We start from the raw sequence: 20,881 nt of genomic DNA on the forward strand, positions 1-20,881 counted from the left end.
AGGACAGCACAAGTAGAAATGGCCCCGTCATCCGGGGCCATTCATCAAAAGTAGTATGCGGACTGATCTAAAACCGTCTGCCGCTGTGCGCGCAGGGGCGGGAGGCTGCCCGGGTCACAGGCCAAAGCGCGGCAGGTCGCCGTTGTGATTCGAGATCCTGGCGCTCGCCATCAGGAGGCGGTCGATCGTGGCCATCAGACGGGCGAACAGCGAGGAGGACGGCGCGAGAGCGACGGAAGCGGTCTTGGACATCGAATTCCCTTTCTTGAGACGGTCAGTAGTGCTGTCTCATTTCGAAGGGGAATTTATGTATACCAGATGCCAATGTCTATGCATGCCATTGCATAGCAGCATTTAGCTCTTCGCATTGCAGCATAACAATCCGTTAAATGGGCCGGTTTGAGCGGGATATGCCCAAGACCGGCCGAAACTGAACCATTTGACCGTCGATGTCCAAAAACGGAGCCTTGGCAGCGGTACACGAAGCCGTTAGTGGTCTGCCCCCTTCCAATCATCTGTCAGAGTGGTTCATGTCGAGCGCCTCGCCCGCCGTCTCGATCGGCATCGATTTTGGGACCAGCAACACGGTCGTGGCCCTTGCGGCGGACGACCGCCGGGTCGAGGCCATCCGCTTCGACCATGGCGGACAGCGCCACAGCGTCTTCGTGTCGGCGCTGTGCTTCTGGGAGGACCGGCCGGGCGCCGGCGCCCAGGCCGAAGGCGGCCCGTGGGCGATCGAGCAGTTCCTCGAAGGACGACATGTCTACCGCTTCCTCCAGTCGTTCAAGACCTTCGCCGCGAGCTCCAGCTTCAACACCACCCAGGTGTTCCGGCAGCGCTACAAGTTCGAGGATATTTTGGCGGCGTTCCTGCGGACGCTGGCGCGTCATGGCGGCGATAAATTCGGCTTCGAGACGTCCACCATCACGGTCGGTCGCCCCGTCCGCTTCGCCGGCGGCAATCCCGACGAGGCGCTGGCGATGCAACGTTACCGGGCCGCGTTCGAGCGCCTTGGGGCCGGCCACGCCCGCTACGTCTACGAGCCTGTCGGAGCCGCGTTCTCCTTCGCCCGCCGGCTGGAGCGCGATGCGACCGTGCTGGTCGCGGATTTCGGCGGCGGCACCAGCGATTTCTCGGTGATGCGGTTCTCGCGTGCCGGCGGGGCCTTGCGCGCCGAGCCGCTCGGCCATGCCGGCATCGGGATTGCGGGCGACACCTTCGATTACCGCATCGTCGATCACGTCGTCTCGCCGCGGCTGGGCAAGGGCTCGAGCTTCCGCTCGTTCGACAAGGTGCTACCGATCCCCACCGGCCACTACACCAATCTCGCGCGCTGGCATCAGCTCGCGATGATGAAGAGCAACGGCGACCTGCGCGAACTCCGGGAGCTTGCGCGCACCGCGGTGAAGCCGGCTCTGCTCGAGGATTTCATCACCATCGTCGATCTCGACCTCGGCTTTGCGCTGTACCGCGCGGTGTCCGACGCCAAGGTCGCACTGTCGGCGCAGGACCAGGTAGAGTTCCGCTTCAAAGGCGGTGGCGTCGACATCGGCTCGACCATCACGCGGAAGAATTTCGAAGCCTGGATTGCCGACGATATCGCGAGGCTCGGGGCTACCGTCGACAAGGTGCTTGGCGAAGCCGGCATTACCGCGCGCGAGATCGAGAAGGTGTTTTTGACCGGCGGCACGTCCTTCGTGCCAGCCGTTCGAAGACTGTTCGCCGAGCGGTTCGGCAACGAACGGCTGATGTCGGGCGACCAGTTCGAGTCGATCGCCTACGGCCTTGCTTTGATCGGACATAGCCCGGATCCCGACCGCTGGACCGCAAGTGGCGGCCTCCAGTCGAGGGCGGGCGCGTAGCCTGCGGTACGCGCGGCCGCCCCTAAGTCCCGTCCGGTCGCTACTGCTTGATCTCAGGCTCGACGAGCTTCGCCAGATTGCGCAGCGATTCCTGCCAGCCGAGATAACATGCCTCCGGCGGGATGACGTCGGGGATGCCGGCCTGCGTGATATCCAGCTCAGTGCCGACGGATACTTTCTTCAGGATCACGGTGACCTGGATCTCGCCCGGCAGATTGGGATCGTCGAACCTGTCGGTGTAGCGGAGACGTTCGCCGGGGACGAGCTCGAGATATTCGCCGCCGAAGGCGTGGCTGTTGCCCGTCGTGAAGTTGCGGAACGACATCTTGAACGTGCCCCCGACCTTCGGCTCGAAATGATGGACGGTGCAGGTGAAGCCGTTCGGCGGAAGCCATTTCGCCAGCGCATCCGCCTCCAGGAAGGCGCGATAGACTTTCTCCGGGCTGGTCGTCAAAACGCGGTGCAGGCGGACAGTGCTGGGCATGATCAGTCTTCCTCGTGAAGCGCCGGGCTCGACGTCAGCGTCTATTGCCCGTTCATGTCCAGATGACGGACGAGGTACCGCCGATCCGACGGGGCATCTCTAATTTTTTGATGGATCCACGCATGTTGCGCTCGGCAGCCCTCCCAGAGCAGCTCGCCCGGGGGCGAACGATGAGCGCCGAATAGCGCACGTCCTTGTACCTACCGCCGGGCTCCCGGGCCGTTAAATTCGGCCAAGCCTTGCAAATAGCGAGGATGTGGTATACGTTGAGGCTGTTCGTTCAGCCGCTGTGCCTTGTTGAATGCGCCCGCGGGCTCCTTTTCCATAGACATCGACGAATAGAATTTGTTCTGCGTGACGAGCACGCGGAACCTGCGCGTATGCGCTTTGGAGAAGAAAATGACGACAGGTACTGTGAAGTGGTTTAACGGCCAGAAGGGCTTTGGATTCATTCAGCCGAACGACGGCGGCAACGATGTGTTCGTTCACATTAGCGCGGTCGAGCGGGCTGGTCTTGCAGGTCTCGCTGAAGGCCAAAAGGTCAACTTCGAGCTCAAGACCGACAAGATGCGGGGCAAGGTCAGCGCCGAGAATCTCTCGCTGGCCTAAAGCCTTGGTGCCGTTTCACGGATGTGCTGAAACGGCCATGCCACCCGCTCGATCCCAGGATTGAGCGGGTTTTTGTCCGTTGCAGAGCAGGGTGAATAATGAGCGCCAAGAGACCGGCCGAACCGTCACCCGAAAGCATCGCGCGTACTAACCGTCAGCGGTTGGCCGCAGAGGAAGGCGCTCGGGCGATGGTGGATGTTGGAAAGCAAGCCGTCGATGTTCGCAAGAACATGGCGCGGCTTCGAGAACTGCGCGAAGCCAAGGAAGCGGCAGACGCCGCCCTTCAGGCATCATTGCCCGCCGCCACCCCGACGAAGCGCAAGAAGAAGGTGACGCCATAGCTGGCTTCCATTGCGCCGACGACACCTCGGAGAGGGCCGATCACATGCCAAAGAGTGCGGGTCGTGCCTAGAATCAAGTCGGATGGCGGAGGCACCATCACCTTCTTTCTCGCGCTTGGCGCGGGACGACAGATGTGCCGTCTTGCGACGACCTTCCTGACGCAGAAGCAGGCTTTCAGTTATCTTCGCAAGAACCGGACCGAGTTCGAGCGCATGGCGCGGGCGCGGCTCGCTTCTGGTGCAGTCGAAGACGGAATCGTCGTGCTATCGATGCTGTAGGGCAGGCGCAGATTTCAGTGCCGCGCCTTCAGCGCAATCCGCGATCGGAGTCTGGGACCGACGCTCTTATTCGGAGCCGCTTCCCGGCTTCGCCTCCCGGGCCAATCGCTCCGCTTTCAGCCGTTCGCGATTCTCGTTGAAGGAGTTCTGGTCCTTCGCATAGTCATTGATCGGCTTCTGCGTTGTCGCAGGCTTGAACGCCTTGTTGGCTTCACGCTTGGCGCGATCAGAGGATTGATCTTTCGACATTTAAGCCCTCAATTTGATCAACGAGCGTGGTCCTGGCGAGTGCCGGACGCGACGCCACCTGTGCCCGAACTGAAAGGCCGACTTGCCATCCTCGGAAGCGGAGGCGACCAGTTCTTCAGCGTGGGGCAGGGTCTTTGCGAGGCGTGCTGCACTCGCCGTGGAGATCGCATGCTGGCTTTTCCGGGCATGCTCGCATTTCCGGGAGCACGCCGGTCGAGGAGTAACGGCCGGCCACCGCATCTGTTCCTCGCGAAACAATCTTTAATCCAGCCTTGGCGGCGCGGCAAGCGCGCCGATCGTGCGATGCAGCCTTTGCGCGCCAACAAAAAGGCCGCCGAAGCCGGCGGCCTTTCGCGTCGTGAGATAAGCCCGCTTACTCCGCGGCCTGCTTTTGCGGCGGATCGAGCGCGCCGGACTTGTGGATATCGGCGACCTGATGGTCCGAGAAGCCAAGCACGGTGCGCAGGATCTCGTCGGTGTGCTCGCCGAGCAGCGGGGAGCGCTCCACCTCGCTCGGGGAGTCCGACAGCTTGATCGGGTTGCCGACCGAGATGTACTTGCCGCGGGTGGGGTGGTCGACCTCGACCACGGTGCCGGTCGCGCGCAGCGACTGGTCTTCGGCGATCTCCTTCATCGACAGGATCGGGCCGCAGGGGATGTCGTCCTTGTTGAGGATTTCCATCGCCTCGAACTTCGTCTTCGTCATCGTCCACTGTTCGATGCGGCCGAAGATTTCGTTGAGGCGCGGCAGGCGGACGGCCGGCTTGGCGTAGTTCGGATCGGTCTTCCAGGAGGGCTCACCGATCACGTCGCAGATCTTCTCCCAGACCGGGGCCTGGGTGATGAAGTAGATGTAGGCGTTGGGATCGGTCTCCCACCCCTTGCACTTCAGGATGCGGCCGGGCTGGCCGCCGCCGGAATCGTTGCCCGCACGCGGCACGGCATCACCGAACGGAATGCCTTCGCCGAACTGGCTGTATTCCTTGAGTGGACCATGGGCGAGGCGCTGCTGGTCGCGCAGCTTGACGCGCGCGAGGTTGAGCACGCCGTCCTGCATCGCGGCCGTCACCTTCTGGCCCTTGCCGGAATGGGTGCGCTGATAGAGTGCGGTGACGATGCCGAGCGCCAGATGCAGACCGGTGCCGCTGTCGCCGATCTGCGCGCCGGTGACCAGCGGCAGGCCGTCGCGGAAGCCGGTGGTGGAGGCGGCGCCGCCGGTGCACTGTGCGACATTCTCATAGACCTTGCAGTCTTCGTACGGTCCGGGACCGAAGCCCTTGATCGAGGCGACGATCATCTTCGGGTTGATCGCCTGGATCTTCTCCCAGGGGAAGCCCATGCGGTCGAGCACGCCGGGACCGAAGTTCTCGACCAGCACGTCGCACTTCTTGATCAGCTCGGTGAGGACTTCCTTGCCCTTGGGGTTCTTGGTGTCGAGCGTGATCGAGCGCTTGTTGTGGTTGAGCATGGTGAAATACAGGCTGTCCACGTTCGGGATGTCCTGCAGCTGGCCGCGGGTGATGTCACCGACACCTGGACGTTCCACCTTGATCACGTCGGCGCCGAACCATGCGAGCAACTGCGTGCAGGTCGGCCCGGACTGGACGTGGGTGAAGTCGAGAATGCGAACGCCCTCGAGCGCTTTTGTCATCGTGTTGCTCCGTACTCTGATCTACCCCTGCACCCGCAGGGACCTTATGGGTTGAAGGGGAGTGCTTACTTCTTCTTCTGCAGAACGCTCTGCGGATTGAGGTTGCCGATGCGACCGCTTTCGGAACCGGCGGCTGGATCGATCACGGCGTTGATGAGCGTCGGCTTGCCCGAGGCCATGGCTTCGTTGACGGCGCGCTTGAGCTCGTCCGGCGAGGTCGCGTTCACGCCGATGCCGCCGAAGGCTTCCATCATCTTGTCGTAGCGGGCGCCCTTGACGAACACAGTCGTCGCCGGATCGGCGTTGACGCTGTTGACGTCGGTACCGCGATAGATGCCGTCATTGTTGAAGATGACGACGCAGATCGGCAAATTGTAGCGGCAGATGGTCTCGACCTCCATGCCGGAGAAGCCGAAGGCCGAGTCGCCTTCGACCGCGAGCACGGGATGGCCGGTCTCGAGAGCCGCCGCGATCGCCTGACCCATGCCAATACCCATCACGCCCCAGGTGCCGACGTCGAGACGCTTGCGCGGCTTGTACATGTCGATGACGCCGCGGGCGAGGTCGAGCGTGTTGGCGCCCTCGTTGACGAGGATCGCCTCGGGATGATCCTTGATGACGTTCTTCAGCACGCCGAGCGCGCCGTGATAGTCCATCGGCGATTTGTTGTTCATGAGCTTCGGCGCCATCTTGGCGACGTTCTCTTCGCGCTTGGTCGAAATCGCCTTGGTCCATTCGGCCGGCGGGGCGGTCCAGCCCGAAGCCATCGCCTGATTGAAGGCGGAGACGACCGAGTCGATGTCGCCGACGACGGGCGCGACGATCTCGACGTTGGAGTCCATTTCCCTGGGCTCGATGTCGACCTGGATGAACTTCTTGGGCGCTTCGCCCCAGTTCTTGCCTTTGCCGTGCGAGAGCAGCCAGTTCAGCCGGGCGCCGATCAGCAGCACGACGTCGGATTCTTTCAGCACCGTCGAGCGGGCGGCGCCTGCGCACTGCGGATGCGTATCGGAGAGGAGGCCCTTGGCCATGCTCATCGGCAGGAAGGGGATGCCGCTCTTCTCGACGAAGGTTTTGATCTCCTCATCGGCCTGCGCGTAGGCCGCGCCCTTGCCGAGGACGATGAGCGGACGTTTTGCGCTCTTCAAAACATCAAGCGCGCGCTTGATCGAAGCGGGCGAGGGGATCTGCGCGGGAGCCGCGTCGATCACCTTGACCAGCGACTTTCGGCCGGCATCGGCGTTCATTACCTGACCGAACAGTTTTGCCGGAAGGTCGAGATAGACGCCGCCGGGACGGCCGGAGACGGCGGCACGGATGGCACGGGCAAGCCCGATGCCGATGTCTTGGGCGTGCAGCACGCGATAGGCTGCCTTGCACAGCGGCTTGGCGATGGCGAGCTGGTCCATCTCTTCGTAGTCGCCCTGCTGGAGGTCGACGATCTCGCGCTCGGAGGAGCCCGAGATCAGGATCATCGGGTAGCAGTTGGTGGTGGCGTGCGCGAGTGCGGTGAGACCGTTGAGGAAGCCGGGCGCGGAAACGGTCAGGCAGATGCCGGGCTTCTTGGTGAGGTAGCCGGCGATGCCCGCGGCATAACCGGCGTTCTGCTCGTGGCGGAACGAAATCATGCGAATACCGGCCGCCTGGGCCATGCGACCCAAATCCGTGATCGGGATGCCCGGCACATTGTAGATGGTGTTGATGCCGTTCAGCTTGAGCGCGTCGATGACGAGATGAAAACCATCCGTCAATTCCTGCTCGGTGCCCGGTGCTTCGGACTTGGTCGCGGTATTCAGCATGGGCCTTGTCTCCCTGGTCTCAAGATGCCGTTTCAGGCTTTTGGGGGCGATGCCTCGCCCTTCTGGTGAACGTTGCTGGCTAGAAGAGTTCCTGACCATGCGCTTCGACGTAAGCGGCAAGGCCAAGGGTGTGATCGCGGGCGCGCTTCTCGGCGAGTTCGGTATCGCGCGCCTCCAGGGCTTCGATCATGCCGAGATGCTCGGGTAACGACGTCGCGGTGCGGTCCTTGCGTCCGATGGTCAATTGCCGATAGCCACGCACGTGCAGCAGGAGGTCGTTGGTGAGATCGACCAGCACGGGTGATTCCGACAGCGAGATCAGCGCCTGGTGGAAGGCGATATTGGCGCGCGAATATTCCTCGACATGATCCTCGGGGAGGCGGTCTTTGCCAAAATCCTTGAAGTAGTCGCGCAGCGCCGTGATGTCTTTCTTGCGCGCCGTGGCGGTGATGAGACGGGCCGCCATGCTCTCCAGCGCCGCCCAGGCGCGGATCATGTCGACGATCTCGCTCTTGGTCCTTCGCACCACCATGATGCCGCGGCGCGGAACCGTCTTCACGAAGCCGTCCTGCTCGAGCATCGCGATGGCTTCGCGGATCGGCGTGCGGCTCACGCCCAGGCGTTCGGACAACGCGCGCTCGTCGAGCATCACCGGCTCGGGCGTCGAGTAGATGTCCATCTTGAGGATGGCTTCCTTCAAGGCGTCATACGCCTTGTTCTTGAAGCTCGACTCCGGGGCAATACGAACGATTGCGATATCTGCCTCGGCCATGTTCGGCAACGCCTTGGTTGGTTTCCGCAGTGACACGACGAATCTCCTCCAGTGGGAGTCGTCTTTTACAGGATTATTAACGGGAAAGTTTTTGGCATACCAAATACCAGAATGTCAAGCTGCCTATTTTTTGCAGCGTTCTAAGGTGCGCTGCAGCTTGACAAGTTGGCTTCTGGCATACCAAATGCCATCGCCAGCCATTTTTGATCCAAGCCGGCGGAGTAATCTCGGCTTTATGCCACTCCGTTCCGCGACATGGAACGGAGCGCGGCGAATGGAAAAGCATCACGGGCAGCCGCAACACGCGCGCGCTTTGAGAACGCAAGAACCAAGGTCAAGGGAGAAGCCACATGTCCAATTCCAAAGATGCCGTCCGCAAGGTGCTTGACCAGGTCAAGGCGGACAAGCGCACCAGCCTGACTGCGCCGGAAGGTAAGCTGGTCTGCGACGCCTATGGCATTGCGGTGCCGAAGGAGGGGGTGGCGAAGTCGGCCGGCGAGGCCGGCAAGATGGCCGCCTCGATGGGTTTCCCGGTGGTGATGAAGATCGTCTCGCCGGACATTCTCCACAAGACCGAAGCCGGCGGCGTCATCGTTGGCCTCAAGTCGGCCGAGGACGCCGAGAAGGCCTACGAGACCATTCTCGGCAACGCCAGGAAGTACAAGTCTGATGCCAAGATCGAGGGTGTCCAGGTGCAGCAGATGCTGGCCGGCGGCACCGAAGTGATCGTCGGGTCGATCACCGACGCCTCGTTCGGCAAGCTGGTTGCCTTCGGTCTCGGCGGCGTGCTGGTCGAAGTCCTGAAGGACATCACCTTCCGCCTCGCGCCCGCGACCAAGCAAGATGCGCTGTCGATGCTCGACGGCATCCAGGCGCACGAAATTTTGAAGGGCGTTCGCGGCGGTGAGCCGGTGAACCGCACCGCGCTCGCCGATGTCATCGTCAAGGTCTCGCAGCTCGTCACCGATTTCCCCGAGATCGTCGAGCTCGATCTCAACCCGGTGTTCGCGACGGCCAAGGACGCGATCGCGGCCGACGTCCGCATCGTCGTCGACTTCGCTTACGTGCCCAAGCCGAAGCCGCGCCCGACCGAAGAGATCGTCGCGGCGATGAGCCGCATCATGCAGCCGAAGGCGGTTGCCGTGGTCGGCGCTTCGGCCGAAGACGGCAAGATCGGCAATTCCGTGATGAAAAACCTCATCAACGGCGGCTACAAGGGTGACATCTACCCGATCCATCCCAAGGCCGCCGAGATCCTCGGCTACAAAGCCTACAAGAGCGTCAAGGACGTGCCCGGTGTGATCGACACCGCGGTGTTCGCAATTCCCGCGAAGTTCGTGGCCGCGGCGCTCACCGAATGCGGCGAGAAGAAAATTCCCGGCGCGGTTCTGATCCCGTCGGGCTTCGCGGAAGCCGGGGCGCCGGAACTCCAGGCCGAGATCGTCGAAGTCGGCAAGAAGTACGACATCCGCCTGATGGGACCGAACATCTACGGCTTCTATTATACGCCTGCCAATCTCTGCGCGACCTTCTGCACCGCCTATGACGTCAAGGGCCATGCGGCACTGTCTTCGCAATCGGGCGGCATCGGCATGGCCATCATCGGCTTCTCCCGTTCGGCCAAGATGGGCGTGTCGGCGATCGTCGGCCTCGGCAACAAGTCCGACATCGACGAGGACGATCTGCTCGCCTTCTTCGAGCAGGACCCGAACACCAACCTGATCGCGCAGCACTGCGAAGACCTCAAGGACGGCCGCGCCTTTGCGGAAGCGGCAAAGCGCGTCTCCAAGAAAAAACCGGTCATCGTGCTCAAGGCCGGCCGCACCTCCGCCGGTGCGAAGGCGGCCTCGTCGCACACCGGCGCGCTCGCCGGCAACGACAAGATCTACGAGGATGTCCTGGCGCAGTCCGGCGTGATCCGCGCCCGTAGCTTGCGGCAACTGCTCGAGTTCGCGCGCGGCGTGCCGGTGCTGCCGACGCCGAAGGGCGAGAACGTGCTGATCATCACCGGCGCCGGCGGGTCGGGCGTGCTGCTGTCGGACTCCTGCGTCGACAACGGCCTGTCGCTGATGGCGATGCCGGCGGATCTGGATGCGGCCTTCCGCAAGTTCATCCCGCCGTTTGGCGCGGCCGGAAATCCCGTGGACATCACCGGTGGCGAGCCGCCGATCACCTACGTCAATACGGTGAAGCTCGGCCTGACGGACGAGCGCATCCATTCGCTCATTCTCGGCTACTGGCACACCATCGTCACGCCGCCGATGGTGTTCGCCCGCAACATGGTCGAGGTGAAGAAGGAGATGGAGGCCAAGGGCTTCGTGAAGCCGATCGTCGCCTCGCTCGCCGGCGACGTCGAGGTCGAGGAGGCCGCCGAATATCTCTACCAGAACGGCATCCCGGCCTATGCATACTCGACCGAGCTGCCGGTGGAAGTGCTCGGCGCCAAGTACAAATGGGCGCGCGGGGCAGGGCTGCTCTGAGTCGACGATGCCGCTTCGCCTCTCCTCGCGTGCGGGAAGAGGCGAGAACAGTCAGGTCGCGATGAGCAGGAACGTGATCCGGCGCAAATCGATCGAGCCCCGATCGCCATCGGAGGCCGACCACGACGCGCGCGACGGCGGGGTGCAATCCGTCGACCGCGCGCTGTCGATCCTCGAGACATTGTCCGAGGACGACGAGGGCTATCGCCTCAGCGACCTCGCTGTTCGCACCGGGCTCTCCGCCTCGACCGTGCACCGCTTGCTCGCCACGCTGGAAAGCCGCCGCTTCGTCCAGTTCGACCGCGCCGAATCCAAATGGCATGTCGGCGTGCGCAGCTTCACGGTCGGCGCGAGCTTTGCGCGGCGGCGCAATTTCAGCGCCCAGGCCATCCCCTATTTGCGCAAGCTGCGCGATCTTACCCGCGAGACCGCTAATCTTGCCATGGTCGACGACGAGTTCATCATCGTGCTGACCCGCATGGAGAGCCGCGAGATCATGCGTTCGCTGACCCAAGTCGGCGGCCGCGTCCCCATGGTGACCTCCGGCGTCGGGAAGGCGGTACTCGCGACCTATTCCGACGAGGACGTCGGTGCCGTCATCCGCCATCACGGCATGCCACGCTTGACCGAGAAATCCATCGTGCGGCCGAGCGATCTGTTCAAGGAGCTCGAAAAGATCCGAAAGCAAGGCTACGCGCTGGATGATGAAGAAGCCTGCATGGGCCTGCGCTGCGTTGCCGCGGTGGTCTACAACGACTGCGCCGAGCCGCTCGCGGCGATTTCGGTCTCCGGCATGACGAGCCGGCTGACCGATCAGCGGTTACCGGAAATCGGGCAGATCGTCCGCGATGTTGCTGCCGAACTGACGGCCGCGCTCGGCGGGGCAGTTCCGACACCCCGCTAATCGGAAACCCGGGGTATGTCACTGGACAGTGTCGGCTGTTTTGGCTGATATGCGACCAAACGACACGATGCGGCAAACGTCCGCATGAGCCCGGAGACGTCCCATGTTTCAACTTCCCGCGCGCCTCGTCGGCGCAGCCGTCGCGCTGACCCTTGCGGCAGCGACGCCGGCCTTTGCCCAGCAGCTCGAGCTCAAGCTGATGGCACCGGCGGCGCCGGGCGGTGGCTGGGACCAGACCGCGCGCTCGATGCAGCAGGCGCTGGTCGCTGCCGGCGTCGCACGCAGCGTGCAGGTCACCAACGTTCCCGGCGCAGGCGGCAGCGTCGGCATCGCGCAGTTCGTCAACGGCGCCAAGGGTGACGGCAACCAGCTGATGGTCAACGGCTTCGTCATGGTGGGCGCGCTCGCCATGAACAAATCACCCGTCACGCTCGAACAGGTGACGCCGATCGCGCGCCTCACCGAGGAAATCCAGGTGATCGTGGTGCCGGCGAATTCACCGATCAAGACCGCGCAGGATCTGGCCGCAGCGGTGAAGGCCGACATCGCCAAGGTGACCTTCGCGGGCGGCTCGGCCGGTGGCGTCGATCATGTGATGGCGGCATTGTTCGCCGGCGCCGTTGGCGCCGACGCGAAGAAGATCAACTACATCCCGTTCTCGGGCGGCGGCGAGTCGCTCGCCGCCATTCTCGGCGCGAAGGTCACTGCCGGCATTTCCGGCCTCAGTGAATATGACGGGCAGATCAAGTCCGGCAAGCTGCGCGCGATCGGCGTGACCTCGGAGAAGCGCATTCCAGGCAGCGACATCCCGACCTTCAAGGAGCAGGGCATCGACCTCGTGATCGCCAACTGGCGTTCGGTGGTCGCGCCTCCCGGAATCACGCCGGAGCAGCGCAAGACGCTGAGCGACGCGGTCGAGAAGATGGTGAAGTCGGACGCCTGGAAGGACATCCTCAAGCAGAAGGGCTGGGAGGATGCGTATCTCGGCGGCGACGCCTTCGCCGACTTCCTGAAGAAGGAAACCGTGCGCGTCACCGACGTGCTGAGATCAGTCGGCCTGGTCAAGTCATGACCTCGGGCGATCCGGTCCAGCCGCCGCGGTGCGTTGATCGCGCCGGCGTCGTCATTGCTGCGTTGCTCGCAGGTCTTGCCGCGGTGCTGGTCTGGGACGCGCGCGGCCTGCAATCGACCACGATGTACGGGATGGGGCCGGAAGCCATGCCGGTCGTGATCGCCTCCGGCCTCGCGCTGCTCGCGATCGGCAATCTCATCGACGCGCTGCGCGGTCATTTGCCGGCGCGCGAGAGCGCCGATCCTGTGCCTGTGGTCTTGATCCTCGCTGGTCTTGCGCTGCTGATCGGCATCATTGGCTTCGGCGGCGGGTTCATCCTGGCGACGTCGGCGCTGTTCGTCACGACCTCGGCAGCATTTGGGCGCCGCGCCGTCCTGGTCGATTCCGCCATCGCCCTGGTGATGTCGATCCTTATTTACCTCGCGTTCGACCGGCTGTTGACGTTGAGCCTTCCCGCCGGCCCCCTGGAGCGACTGCTGTGATGGACACTTTTGCCGCGCTGGCGCATGGCATGGCGGTCGCCGTCCAGCCGATGAATCTCCTCTACGCCCTGATCGGCGTGTTCCTCGGCACCGCCGTGGGCGTGCTGCCCGGCATCGGCCCGGCGTTGACGGTCGCGCTGCTGCTGCCGGTGACGTACAAGCTCGATCCCGGCGGTTCGCTGATCATGTTCGCCGGCATCTACTATGGCGGCATGTATGGCGGATCGACCACGGCCATCTTGATCAACACGCCCGGCGAGAGCGCCTCGATGGCGACGGCGCTCGAAGGCAACAAGATGGCCAAGGCCGGCCGCGGCGGGCCGGCGCTCGCGACCTCCGCGATCGGGTCCTTCGTCGCGGGCACCATCGCCACCATCGGGCTTGCCTTTCTCGCGCCGTGGCTAGTCGATTTCGCCGTGCGCTTTGGCCCGGAGGATTATTTCGCGCTGATGTGCGTCGCCTTCGTCACGGTGTCGGCGACCTTCGGCGATTCCCCGATCCGCGGCCTGACCAGCCTGTTCATTGGTCTGACGTTGGGCCTCGTCGGCATCGACAAGCTGACCGGTCAGGCGCGGCTTGCGTTCGGCGTGCCCGAACTGCTCGACGGCGTCGAGGTGACGACGCTCGCGGTCGGCCTGTTCGCGGTGGGCGAGGCGCTCTACGTCGCGTCCCGCCGTCACCACACCGAGGAGAAGCTCGAGCCGGTGCGCGGCTCGCTGTGGATGACCAAGGAAGACTGGAAGCGATCGTGGAAGCCGTGGCTGCGCGGCACCATGTTCGGCTTCCCGATCGGTGCGCTGCCCGCCGGCGGCGCGGAGATCCCGACCTTTTTGTCCTATTCCTGCGAGAAGCGGCTGACCAAACATCCCGAAGAATTCGGCAAGGGCGCGATCGAAGGCGTCGCAGGACCGGAGGCCGCCAACAACGCTTCGGCTGCGGGCACGCTGGTGCCGCTCCTGACGCTGGGATTGCCGACCTCGGCGACGGCCGCGATGATGCTGGCGGGCTTCCAGCAATACGGCCTCAACCCGGGGCCGCTGCTGTTCGCCGAGCGGCCCGACCTCGTGTGGGGCCTGATCGCGAGCCTGTTCATCGCCAATTGCATGCTGCTGGTGCTCAATCTGCCGCTGGTTGGCCTGTGGGTGCGGCTGCTGGCGATCCCGCAGCCGTGGCTCTATGCCGGCATCCTCGTGTTCGCGACCATGGGCACCATCGCGGCAAAGCCGTCCGTGGTCGAACTGTCGATGCTGGCCGGCTTCGGCGTGCTCGGCTTTCTGATGCGGCGGTTCGATTTTCCGATCGCGCCCGTCGTGGTCGGCCTGATTCTCGGCCCGATCGCCGAGAGCCAGCTGCGTCGCGCGCTCGCGATCAGCCTCGGCGATCCCATGACGCTGCTCCAGAGCCCGATCTCGGCGACGCTGCTTGCGCTGGCGTTGATCGCGCTGCTGGCACCCTTCGTGCTGAAAGGGATGGGACGCTTCAAAGCGAACGAGGACTAGCCATCCCGACGCGAGCGTCTTCTAATGCTACGTTCATCTCGTGGGAAAAGTCATGCCGTCAGAGCTCCGTTCGCCCCGTCTCGCTGTCCTGATTGATGCCGACAATGCTTCGGCAAAGATCGCCGATGGACTCTTCGGGGAGATTGCCAAGATCGGCGAGGCCAGCGTTCGCCGCATCTACGGCGACTTCTCCAATGCCAGGTCGAGGGGCTGGGCCGACATCCTGTCGAAGCACGCCATCATCCCGCAGCAGCAGTTTGCCTATACGACCGGCAAGAATGCCTCGGACATCACCTTGGTCATCGACGCGATGGACCTGCTTCACAGCGGCCGTTTCGACGGCTTTTGCCTGGTGTCCTCGGACAGCGATTTTACCCGTCTCGCCGCCCGAATCCGGGAGCAGGGCATCGATGTCTTTGGGTTCGGCGAACAGAAGACGCCGGAGAGCTTCCGGCAGGCCTGTCGAAGGTTCGTCTACACGGAGAACCTGCTTCCCGCGCCGGCGAACACCCAGGACCCCGCCTCGAGATCGACGTCGCTTCAGCCGCTCGATGCCGCAACCCCCATCATCAAGAAGGTCATCACCCAGATGGAGAGCGAGGACGGCTGGGTGACGCTCGGGGAAGTCGGTCGCCAACTTGCCAATCTCGCGTCCGATTTCGATCCTAGAACGTTCGGCTTCCGCAAACTGAGCGACCTCGTGCGAAAGACCAATTCCTTTGAGATCGACGAGCAGAACGGGAGGTCGATGCGGATTCGGGTCAAGCCCGCTGCCGCACCGGCCCCGCGAAGGCGGAACTCGCGCAGACCCGCGAGGCCGGCGGCGGCAGGCGGTTCGACGCCTAAGGCGTAAGCAGGGCGTGCCGTTATATTTGCGCTTGCCCGGTCGGGCGCGGAGCGTAACCATCGCAGGGCCATAACGCCACGCGAGGGTCCTGATGACCAGACTTACCCGCTTCGCCGTCGCACCGTTGCATTCGATGACCCGGCGTCTCGCCGATGTGGCCTCGGCCCGTGTCGCGCCGGATCTCGTCGTCACCGGCGCGCGGGTGCTCTCGACCTATTCGGAGCGCATCCATCAGGGACGTGAGGTCTGGACCACCGGCGGCCGCATTGCGGCGGTGAAGCCGGCTGGAACGGCCAAGAAGGCCTGGAGCGGCGTCACAACCTACGATGCCGCTGGCGGCATTATCGCGCCGGGCCTGGTTGATCCGCACATCCACATCGAATCCTCGATGGTGACGGCCTGCGCCTATGCCGAAGCCGCATTGCTCAACGGCACCACTACGATCTTCTGCGACAGCCACGAGATCGGCAACGTCATGGACGTCGCCGGCGTCGAGGCGATGCTGGAGGACGCGCGCGAGGCGCCGTTGTCGATCTTTTTGACCGTGCCAAGCACGGTGCCGGCCACCTCGGCCGCACTCGAGACCGCGGGTGGCGATCTGACGCCCGATAAGATCGCCGGTCTGTTCGACCGCTGGCCGGAGGCTGTCGGGCTCGGCGAGAAGATGGATTTCGTGCCTGTCACCATGGGGGACGAGCGAAGCCACGCCATCCTCGCCGCCGCCCTGAAGCGCGGGCGGCCGGTATCCGGTCATGTTTATGGCCGCGAGTTCGTTGCGGCCTATGCGGCGAGCGGCGTCACCGATACGCACGAGGCGATCGACCGCGACATCGCCGACGATTTGCTCGATGCCGGCGTCTGGGTGTTCCTGCGCGGAGGACCGCCGACCACACCCTGGCACTCGCTGCCGCAGGCGATCCGCACCATCACCGAGCTCGGGGCCTCGCATAAGCGCACCGCAGTATGCACCGACGATCGCGACGCCGACGATCTCCTGCTGTTTGGGCTCGATTGGGTGGTGCGCGAAGCCGTGAAGGCGGGAATGTCGCCGGAGCAGGCCTGGTCGATGGGATCGCTGCATGGCGCCACGCGCTTCAACATGGACAGCGATATCGGCGGGCTCGGCGGCGGCCGCCGCGCCGATCTGGTGCTGATGGACGATAATCTGAAGCCGCAATGCACCTGGTACGGCGGCGAGCTGGTGGTCGAGAACCGCAAGATCACGCCGCGGCTCGATCAGGCATTGTCGCAGCGATATCAATACCCGCAGGCGGCCTACGCGACTGTGAAGCTGCCGGAGAAGCTGAAGCTGACGCCGGAACTGCCGGTGAAGGCCTGCACCGTCAACGCCATCAAGACCGCGTTGCCCGGCATCACGCTGATCCATGAGAAGATCGCGATCGAGCCCGCAAAGGACTGGCCGACGCTGTTTGCGCGCTACGGCCTGTGCTTTGTCACAGTGGTCGAGCGCCACGGCAAATCGGCCGGCAATGTCGCCTATGGCCTCTTGAAGGACTTTGGCCTCAAGCGCGGCGCGGTCGCCTCCAGCGTCGGCCACGACAGCCACAACATCATCGTTGCCGGCACCAACGAGGCCGACATGCAGGTCGCGGTCGCCGCCATCAAGGAGCAACAGGGCGCCGTCTGCCTCGTCGCTGACGGAAAGGTGAGGGCCCTGGTGCCGTTGCCGATCGCTGGGCTCTTGTCCGACAAACGCGTCACGGAGGTGGCGGAAGAGGTCAAAGTGCTGAAGAAGGAATGGGCGGAAGCCGGCTGCACCATCCCCTACATGGGCTTCAATCTGATTCCGCTGTCGGTTATTCCGGAAATTCGTATCACCGACAAGGGCCTTGTGCTGGTGCCGCAGATGCAGCTAGCGCCGCTGTTCGAGTGAGCGCTTTCACGCGAGTCTCGATCTAACCGATTGAGACCGCCGCGATTTTTCCACGGCTGCCGCATCGTGGAAAATAAAATCGATCTCGTTGAGTGCAGCCCTCGCGGGCCTGATGATCTCGCTCGAGCCAATGCAACTCAAGCGAGGTCCGATATGGCGAAGATGCGAGCCATCGATGCTGCCGTGCGAATTCTGGAGAAGGAAGGTATCTCGACTGCTTTTGGCGTTCCCGGGGCGGCGATCAATCCGCTTTACTCGGCGCTGAAGAAGCGCGGCTCAATCCGCCATATCTTGGCGCGGCATGTCGAAGGCGCCTCGCACATGGCCGAGGGCTATACGCGGGCCAAGGCCGGCAATATCGGCGTCTGCATCGGAACCTCGGGGCCGGCCGGGACCGACATGATCACCGGGCTCTATTCGGCGATCGCCGATTCCATCCCGATCCTCTGCATCACCGGGCAGGCGCCGCGCGCGCGGCTCTACAAGGAGGATTTCCAGGCCGTCGATATCGAATCGATCGCAAAGCCCGTGACCAAATGGGCGGTGACGGTGCGCGAGCCGGCGCTGGTGCCCCGCGTGTTCAGCCAGGCGTTTCACGTGATGCGCTCGGGAAGGCCCGGCCCGGTCCTGATCGACATGCCGCTCGACGTGCAGCTCGCCGAAATCGAGTTCGACGACGAGACCTACGAGCCGCTGCCGGTCTACAAGCCCAGCGCGACCCGCAAGCAGGTCGAGAAGGCGCTGGAGATGCTCAATGCGGCCGAGCGTCCGCTGATCGTCGCGGGCGGCGGTGTCATCAACGCCGACGCCTCGGATTTGCTGGTGGAATTCGCCGAGATCGCCAACGTGCCGGTTGTGCCGACGCTGATGGGCTGGGGCGCCATCCCCGACGACCACGTGCTGATGGCCGGCATGGTCGGTCTTCAGACCAGCCATCGTTACGGCAATGCCACCATGCTCGAATCCGATTTCGTGCTCGGCATCGGCAACCGCTGGGCAAACCGCCACACCGGCTCGGTCGAGACCTACACCAAGGGTCGCACCTTCGTGCATGTGGATATCGAGCCGACCCAGATCGGGCGCGTGTTCAATCCCGACCTCGGCATCGTCTCGGACGCGAAGGCGGCGCTCGAACTGTTCGTCGCCGTCGCCAGGGAGTGGCGCCGCTCAGGCAGGTTGCGCGAGCGCCAGGCGTGGCCCGCTTCCTGCCGGGACCGCAAGAAGACGATGTTGCGCAAGAGCCATTTCGACAACGTCCCGATCAAGCCCCAGCGCGTCTACGAGGAGATGACCAAGGCGTTTGGCCGCGACACCTGCTACGTCACCGTGATCGGCCTTTCGCAAATCGCCGGTGCGCAGTTCCTGGGTGTCTACAAGCCGCGCAACTGGATCAATGCCGGGCAGGCGGGGCCGCTCGGCTGGACCCTACCTGCGGCGCTCGGCGTGCGCGCGGCGTGCCCGGATCGCGATATCGTCGCGCTCTCGGGCGACTACGACTTCCAGTTCCTGATCGAGGAGCTCGCGGTCGGGGCGCAGTTCAACCTGCCCTACATCCACGTCGTCGTGAACAATTCCTATCTCGGCCTGATCCGCCAGGCCCAGCGCGGCTTCGACATGGACTATCACGTCCAGCTCTCCTTTGAGAACATCAACGCGCCCGAGCTCGGCGGCTACGGCGTCGATCACGTCGCCGTCGCCGAAGGGCTCGGCTGCAAGGCGATCCGCGTCACCGATCCCAAGGACGCGCAGGCCGCGTTCGCCACCGCACGCGAATGGATGGCGAAGTACCGCGTGCCTGTGATGGTCGAGTTCATTCTCGAGCGCGTCACCAACATCGCGATGGGCACGGAAATCGACAACGTCGTCGAGTTCGAGGAGGTGCTGGACCTGCCGCTCGACGAGGTGGCGACCGCGCGGCCGGGCGTGCTGCAGCCGGCGGAATAGGGGACCAGCATCATGCCGAAATTCGCCGCCAACCTCACCATGCTCTTCAACGAGATGCCGTTCATGGACCGTTTCGCCGCGGCCAAAGCGGCGGGCTTTTCCGGGATTGAGTACCTCTTCCCCTATGATTTCGAGAAGGCGCAGTTGCGCGAGCAGCTCGACAGCCTTGGGCTGACGCAGGTGCTGCACAATCTGCCGGCCGGCAATTGGGCCGCGAGCGAGCGCGGCATCGCGATCCTGCCGGATCGTGTCAGCGAGTTCAGGGACGGCGTGTTTCGCGCCATCGACTATGCCAAGGCGCTCGATTGCGAGCAGCTCAATTGCCTCGTCGGCATCGCGCCTGTCGATGCCGATCCGCGTGAGCTCAACGAAACGCTGGTCGGGAATCTGCGCTTTGCGGCGTCGACCCTGGCGCGGGAGAACATCAAGCTTCTGGTCGAGCCGATCAACACGCTCGACATTCCCGGCTTCTTCCTGAACGGCACCGAGCAGGCCGTGCAGCTGATCTCCGAGGTGCGCTCGAACAATCTGTTCATCCAGTACGATATCTACCACATGCAGATCATGGAGGGCGATCTCGCCCGTACCATGCAGGAATATCTCCCGCAGATCGCGCACATCCAGCTCGCCGATAATCCCGGCCGCCACGAGCCCGGCACGGGCGAGATCAACTATCCCTTCCTGTTCCGCCATCTCGACGCGATCGGGTATCGCGGCTGGATCGGTTGCGAATACAAGCCGCGCACCACGACGCTGGACGGCCTGTCCTGGCACGCGGCGCAGACTTTCGAGACCTGAGGAAACTTTGACATGATCGACATCGGCTTTATCGGACTTGGCACCATGGGACGGCCGATGGCCGGTCATCTTCTGGCCGCAGGCCATCGCGTTCTCCTGCACGATGTCGGGCCGGTCGCACCCGAGCTGATCGCCGCCGGCGGCGTTGTCTGCAAGTCAAGCAAGGAGGTTGCGGAGGAGGCGGATGCGGTCATCATCATGGTGCCGGATACCCCGCAGGTGGAGGCCGTGCTGTTTGGCAAGGACGGCGTCGCGGGCGGCATTTCCAAGGGCGAGATCGTGGTCGACATGAGCTCGATCTCCCCGCTGGCGACCAAGGAGTTTGCGAAGAAGATCGAGGCGCTCGGCGCGGACTATCTCGACGCACCGGTGTCAGGCGGGGAGGTCGGTGCCAAGGCGGCAAGCCTCACCATCATGGTCGGTGGCCCCGAGCGCGCCTTCAACACCATGAAGCCGATCTTCGACAGGATGGGAAAGAACGTCACCCGGGTCGGCGCCAATGGCGACGGCCAGACCACGAAGGTCGCCAACCAGATCATCGTCGCGTTGACGATCGAGGCGGTCAGCGAAGCGCTGCTGTTCGCGTCGAAAGCCGGTGCGGATCCGGCGCTGGTGCGGCAGGCCCTGATGGGCGGCTTTGCGTCTTCGCGGATTCTCGAAGTGCATGGCGAGCGCATGGTGAAGCGCAATTTCGATCCCGGCTTCCGCATCGAGCTGCACCAGAAGGATCTTAACCTCGCGCTTGAAGGCGCCCGCGCGCTCGGCCTGTCGCTGCCGAGCACCGCAGTGGCGCAGCAACTGTTCTCGTCCTGCGCCGCGCATGGCGGCAAGGGCTGGGACCATTCGGCGATGGTGCGCGCGCTGGAACTGATGGCGGGGCACGAGATCGCCGCGGCCTGAACTGTTACCGGGTAA

General features: G+C 63.8%; 20 protein-coding genes. 14 read left to right on the forward strand and 6 right to left on the reverse strand.

Annotated elements, in window-relative coordinates:
• Nucleotides 1-114: 114 nt before the first annotated feature.
• On the reverse strand, nucleotides 115-252 hold the full coding sequence (locus IVB41_RS16865) for a hypothetical protein (protein WP_197031186.1): 138 nt from the start codon (nucleotides 250-252) through the stop codon (nucleotides 115-117).
• A gap of 278 nt (nucleotides 253-530) precedes the next feature.
• Between IVB41_RS16865 and IVB41_RS16870 the strand changes: the two genes are divergently transcribed.
• The gene (locus IVB41_RS16870) at nucleotides 531-1,862 is read left to right on the forward strand and encodes an Hsp70 family protein (protein ID WP_247288867.1); all 1,332 of its coding nucleotides are present in this window, start codon (nucleotides 531-533) and stop codon (nucleotides 1,860-1,862) included.
• A 40-nt stretch (nucleotides 1,863-1,902) separates the two neighbouring features.
• Here IVB41_RS16870 and IVB41_RS16875 read toward each other — a convergent pair whose 3' ends face one another.
• A complete protein-coding gene (locus IVB41_RS16875; protein WP_007593330.1) occupies nucleotides 1,903-2,346 on the reverse strand; it encodes an SRPBCC family protein in 444 nt (147 codons plus the stop codon).
• 399 nt (nucleotides 2,347-2,745) lie between these two features.
• On the opposite strand from IVB41_RS16875, the gene IVB41_RS16880 reads away from it, so the two are divergent.
• The 3 genes from IVB41_RS16880 (at nucleotide 2,746) to IVB41_RS16890 (ending at nucleotide 3,575) form a co-directional block, all read left to right on the forward strand.
• Nucleotides 2,746-2,955 (forward strand): cold-shock protein, encoded by a 210-nt coding sequence (locus tag IVB41_RS16880; protein ID WP_007593324.1) that lies wholly within the window; start codon nucleotides 2,746-2,748, stop codon nucleotides 2,953-2,955.
• Nucleotides 2,956-3,053: 98 nt separating this feature from the next.
• Nucleotides 3,054-3,296 (forward strand): hypothetical protein, encoded by a 243-nt coding sequence (locus IVB41_RS16885; RefSeq protein WP_007593322.1) that lies wholly within the window; start codon nucleotides 3,054-3,056, stop codon nucleotides 3,294-3,296.
• A gap of 54 nt (nucleotides 3,297-3,350) precedes the next feature.
• Nucleotides 3,351-3,575 (forward strand): hypothetical protein, encoded by a 225-nt coding sequence (locus IVB41_RS16890; protein ID WP_027569146.1) that lies wholly within the window; start codon nucleotides 3,351-3,353, stop codon nucleotides 3,573-3,575.
• A 66-nt stretch (nucleotides 3,576-3,641) separates the two neighbouring features.
• Here the strand turns inward: IVB41_RS16890 and IVB41_RS16895 are convergent, their stop codons facing one another.
• From IVB41_RS16895 to IVB41_RS16910, 4 genes are all read right to left on the reverse strand, one after another.
• Nucleotides 3,642-3,824, reverse strand: coding sequence for a hypothetical protein (locus IVB41_RS16895; RefSeq protein WP_007608360.1), 183 nt, complete (start codon nucleotides 3,822-3,824; stop codon nucleotides 3,642-3,644).
• Between the two features lie 373 nt (nucleotides 3,825-4,197).
• Nucleotides 4,198-5,475 (reverse strand): formyl-CoA transferase, encoded by a 1,278-nt coding sequence (gene frc, locus IVB41_RS16900; protein WP_007608365.1) that lies wholly within the window; start codon nucleotides 5,473-5,475, stop codon nucleotides 4,198-4,200.
• A gap of 65 nt (nucleotides 5,476-5,540) precedes the next feature.
• Nucleotides 5,541-7,274, reverse strand: coding sequence for an oxalyl-CoA decarboxylase (gene oxc / locus IVB41_RS16905; protein WP_247433018.1), 1,734 nt, complete (start codon nucleotides 7,272-7,274; stop codon nucleotides 5,541-5,543).
• 79 nt (nucleotides 7,275-7,353) lie between these two features.
• Nucleotides 7,354-8,046 (reverse strand): GntR family transcriptional regulator, encoded by a 693-nt coding sequence (locus tag IVB41_RS16910; RefSeq protein ID WP_197031202.1) that lies wholly within the window; start codon nucleotides 8,044-8,046, stop codon nucleotides 7,354-7,356.
• Between the two features lie 350 nt (nucleotides 8,047-8,396).
• On the opposite strand from IVB41_RS16910, the gene IVB41_RS16915 reads away from it, so the two are divergent.
• The 10 genes from IVB41_RS16915 (at nucleotide 8,397) to IVB41_RS16960 (ending at nucleotide 20,866) form a co-directional block, all read left to right on the forward strand.
• Nucleotides 8,397-10,526, forward strand: coding sequence for an acetate--CoA ligase family protein (locus tag IVB41_RS16915; protein WP_247288877.1), 2,130 nt, complete (start codon nucleotides 8,397-8,399; stop codon nucleotides 10,524-10,526).
• A gap of 61 nt (nucleotides 10,527-10,587) precedes the next feature.
• Nucleotides 10,588-11,430, forward strand: coding sequence for an IclR family transcriptional regulator (locus tag IVB41_RS16920; protein WP_027569149.1), 843 nt, complete (start codon nucleotides 10,588-10,590; stop codon nucleotides 11,428-11,430).
• A gap of 103 nt (nucleotides 11,431-11,533) precedes the next feature.
• Nucleotides 11,534-12,502: a tripartite tricarboxylate transporter substrate binding protein gene (locus tag IVB41_RS16925; RefSeq protein WP_018458586.1), complete on the forward strand. Its 969-nt coding sequence runs from the start codon at nucleotides 11,534-11,536 to the stop codon at nucleotides 12,500-12,502.
• Nucleotides 12,499-12,984, forward strand: a complete 486-nt coding sequence (locus IVB41_RS16930) for a tripartite tricarboxylate transporter TctB family protein (protein WP_027569150.1) — start codon at nucleotides 12,499-12,501, stop codon at nucleotides 12,982-12,984. The genes IVB41_RS16925 and IVB41_RS16930 overlap by 4 nt, the downstream gene beginning before the upstream one ends.
• A complete protein-coding gene (locus tag IVB41_RS16935; RefSeq protein WP_027569151.1) occupies nucleotides 12,984-14,483 on the forward strand; it encodes a tripartite tricarboxylate transporter permease in 1,500 nt (499 codons plus the stop codon). Before IVB41_RS16930 ends, IVB41_RS16935 begins: the two co-directional genes overlap by 1 nt.
• A gap of 52 nt (nucleotides 14,484-14,535) precedes the next feature.
• Nucleotides 14,536-15,336, forward strand: coding sequence for an NYN domain-containing protein (locus IVB41_RS16940; protein WP_027569152.1), 801 nt, complete (start codon nucleotides 14,536-14,538; stop codon nucleotides 15,334-15,336).
• 85 nt (nucleotides 15,337-15,421) lie between these two features.
• The gene (locus IVB41_RS16945; protein WP_247433021.1) at nucleotides 15,422-17,224 is read left to right on the forward strand and encodes an adenine deaminase; all 1,803 of its coding nucleotides are present in this window, start codon (nucleotides 15,422-15,424) and stop codon (nucleotides 17,222-17,224) included.
• Nucleotides 17,225-17,377: 153 nt separating this feature from the next.
• The gene (gene gcl, locus IVB41_RS16950) at nucleotides 17,378-19,168 is read left to right on the forward strand and encodes a glyoxylate carboligase (RefSeq protein WP_247288884.1); all 1,791 of its coding nucleotides are present in this window, start codon (nucleotides 17,378-17,380) and stop codon (nucleotides 19,166-19,168) included.
• Nucleotides 19,169-19,180: 12 nt separating this feature from the next.
• Complete coding sequence (gene hyi / locus IVB41_RS16955) at nucleotides 19,181-19,966, forward strand: hydroxypyruvate isomerase (RefSeq protein WP_247359818.1); 786 nt, start codon at nucleotides 19,181-19,183, stop codon at nucleotides 19,964-19,966.
• A gap of 12 nt (nucleotides 19,967-19,978) precedes the next feature.
• Entirely contained in the window at nucleotides 19,979-20,866 is an 888-nt protein-coding gene (locus tag IVB41_RS16960) for a 2-hydroxy-3-oxopropionate reductase (protein ID WP_247288886.1), read from the forward strand.
• Nucleotides 20,867-20,881 lie beyond the last annotated feature (15 nt).

Origin of the sequence: Bradyrhizobium sp. 44, assembly GCF_023073095.1 — a bacterium.
GTDB lineage: Bacteria > Pseudomonadota > Alphaproteobacteria > Rhizobiales > Xanthobacteraceae > Bradyrhizobium.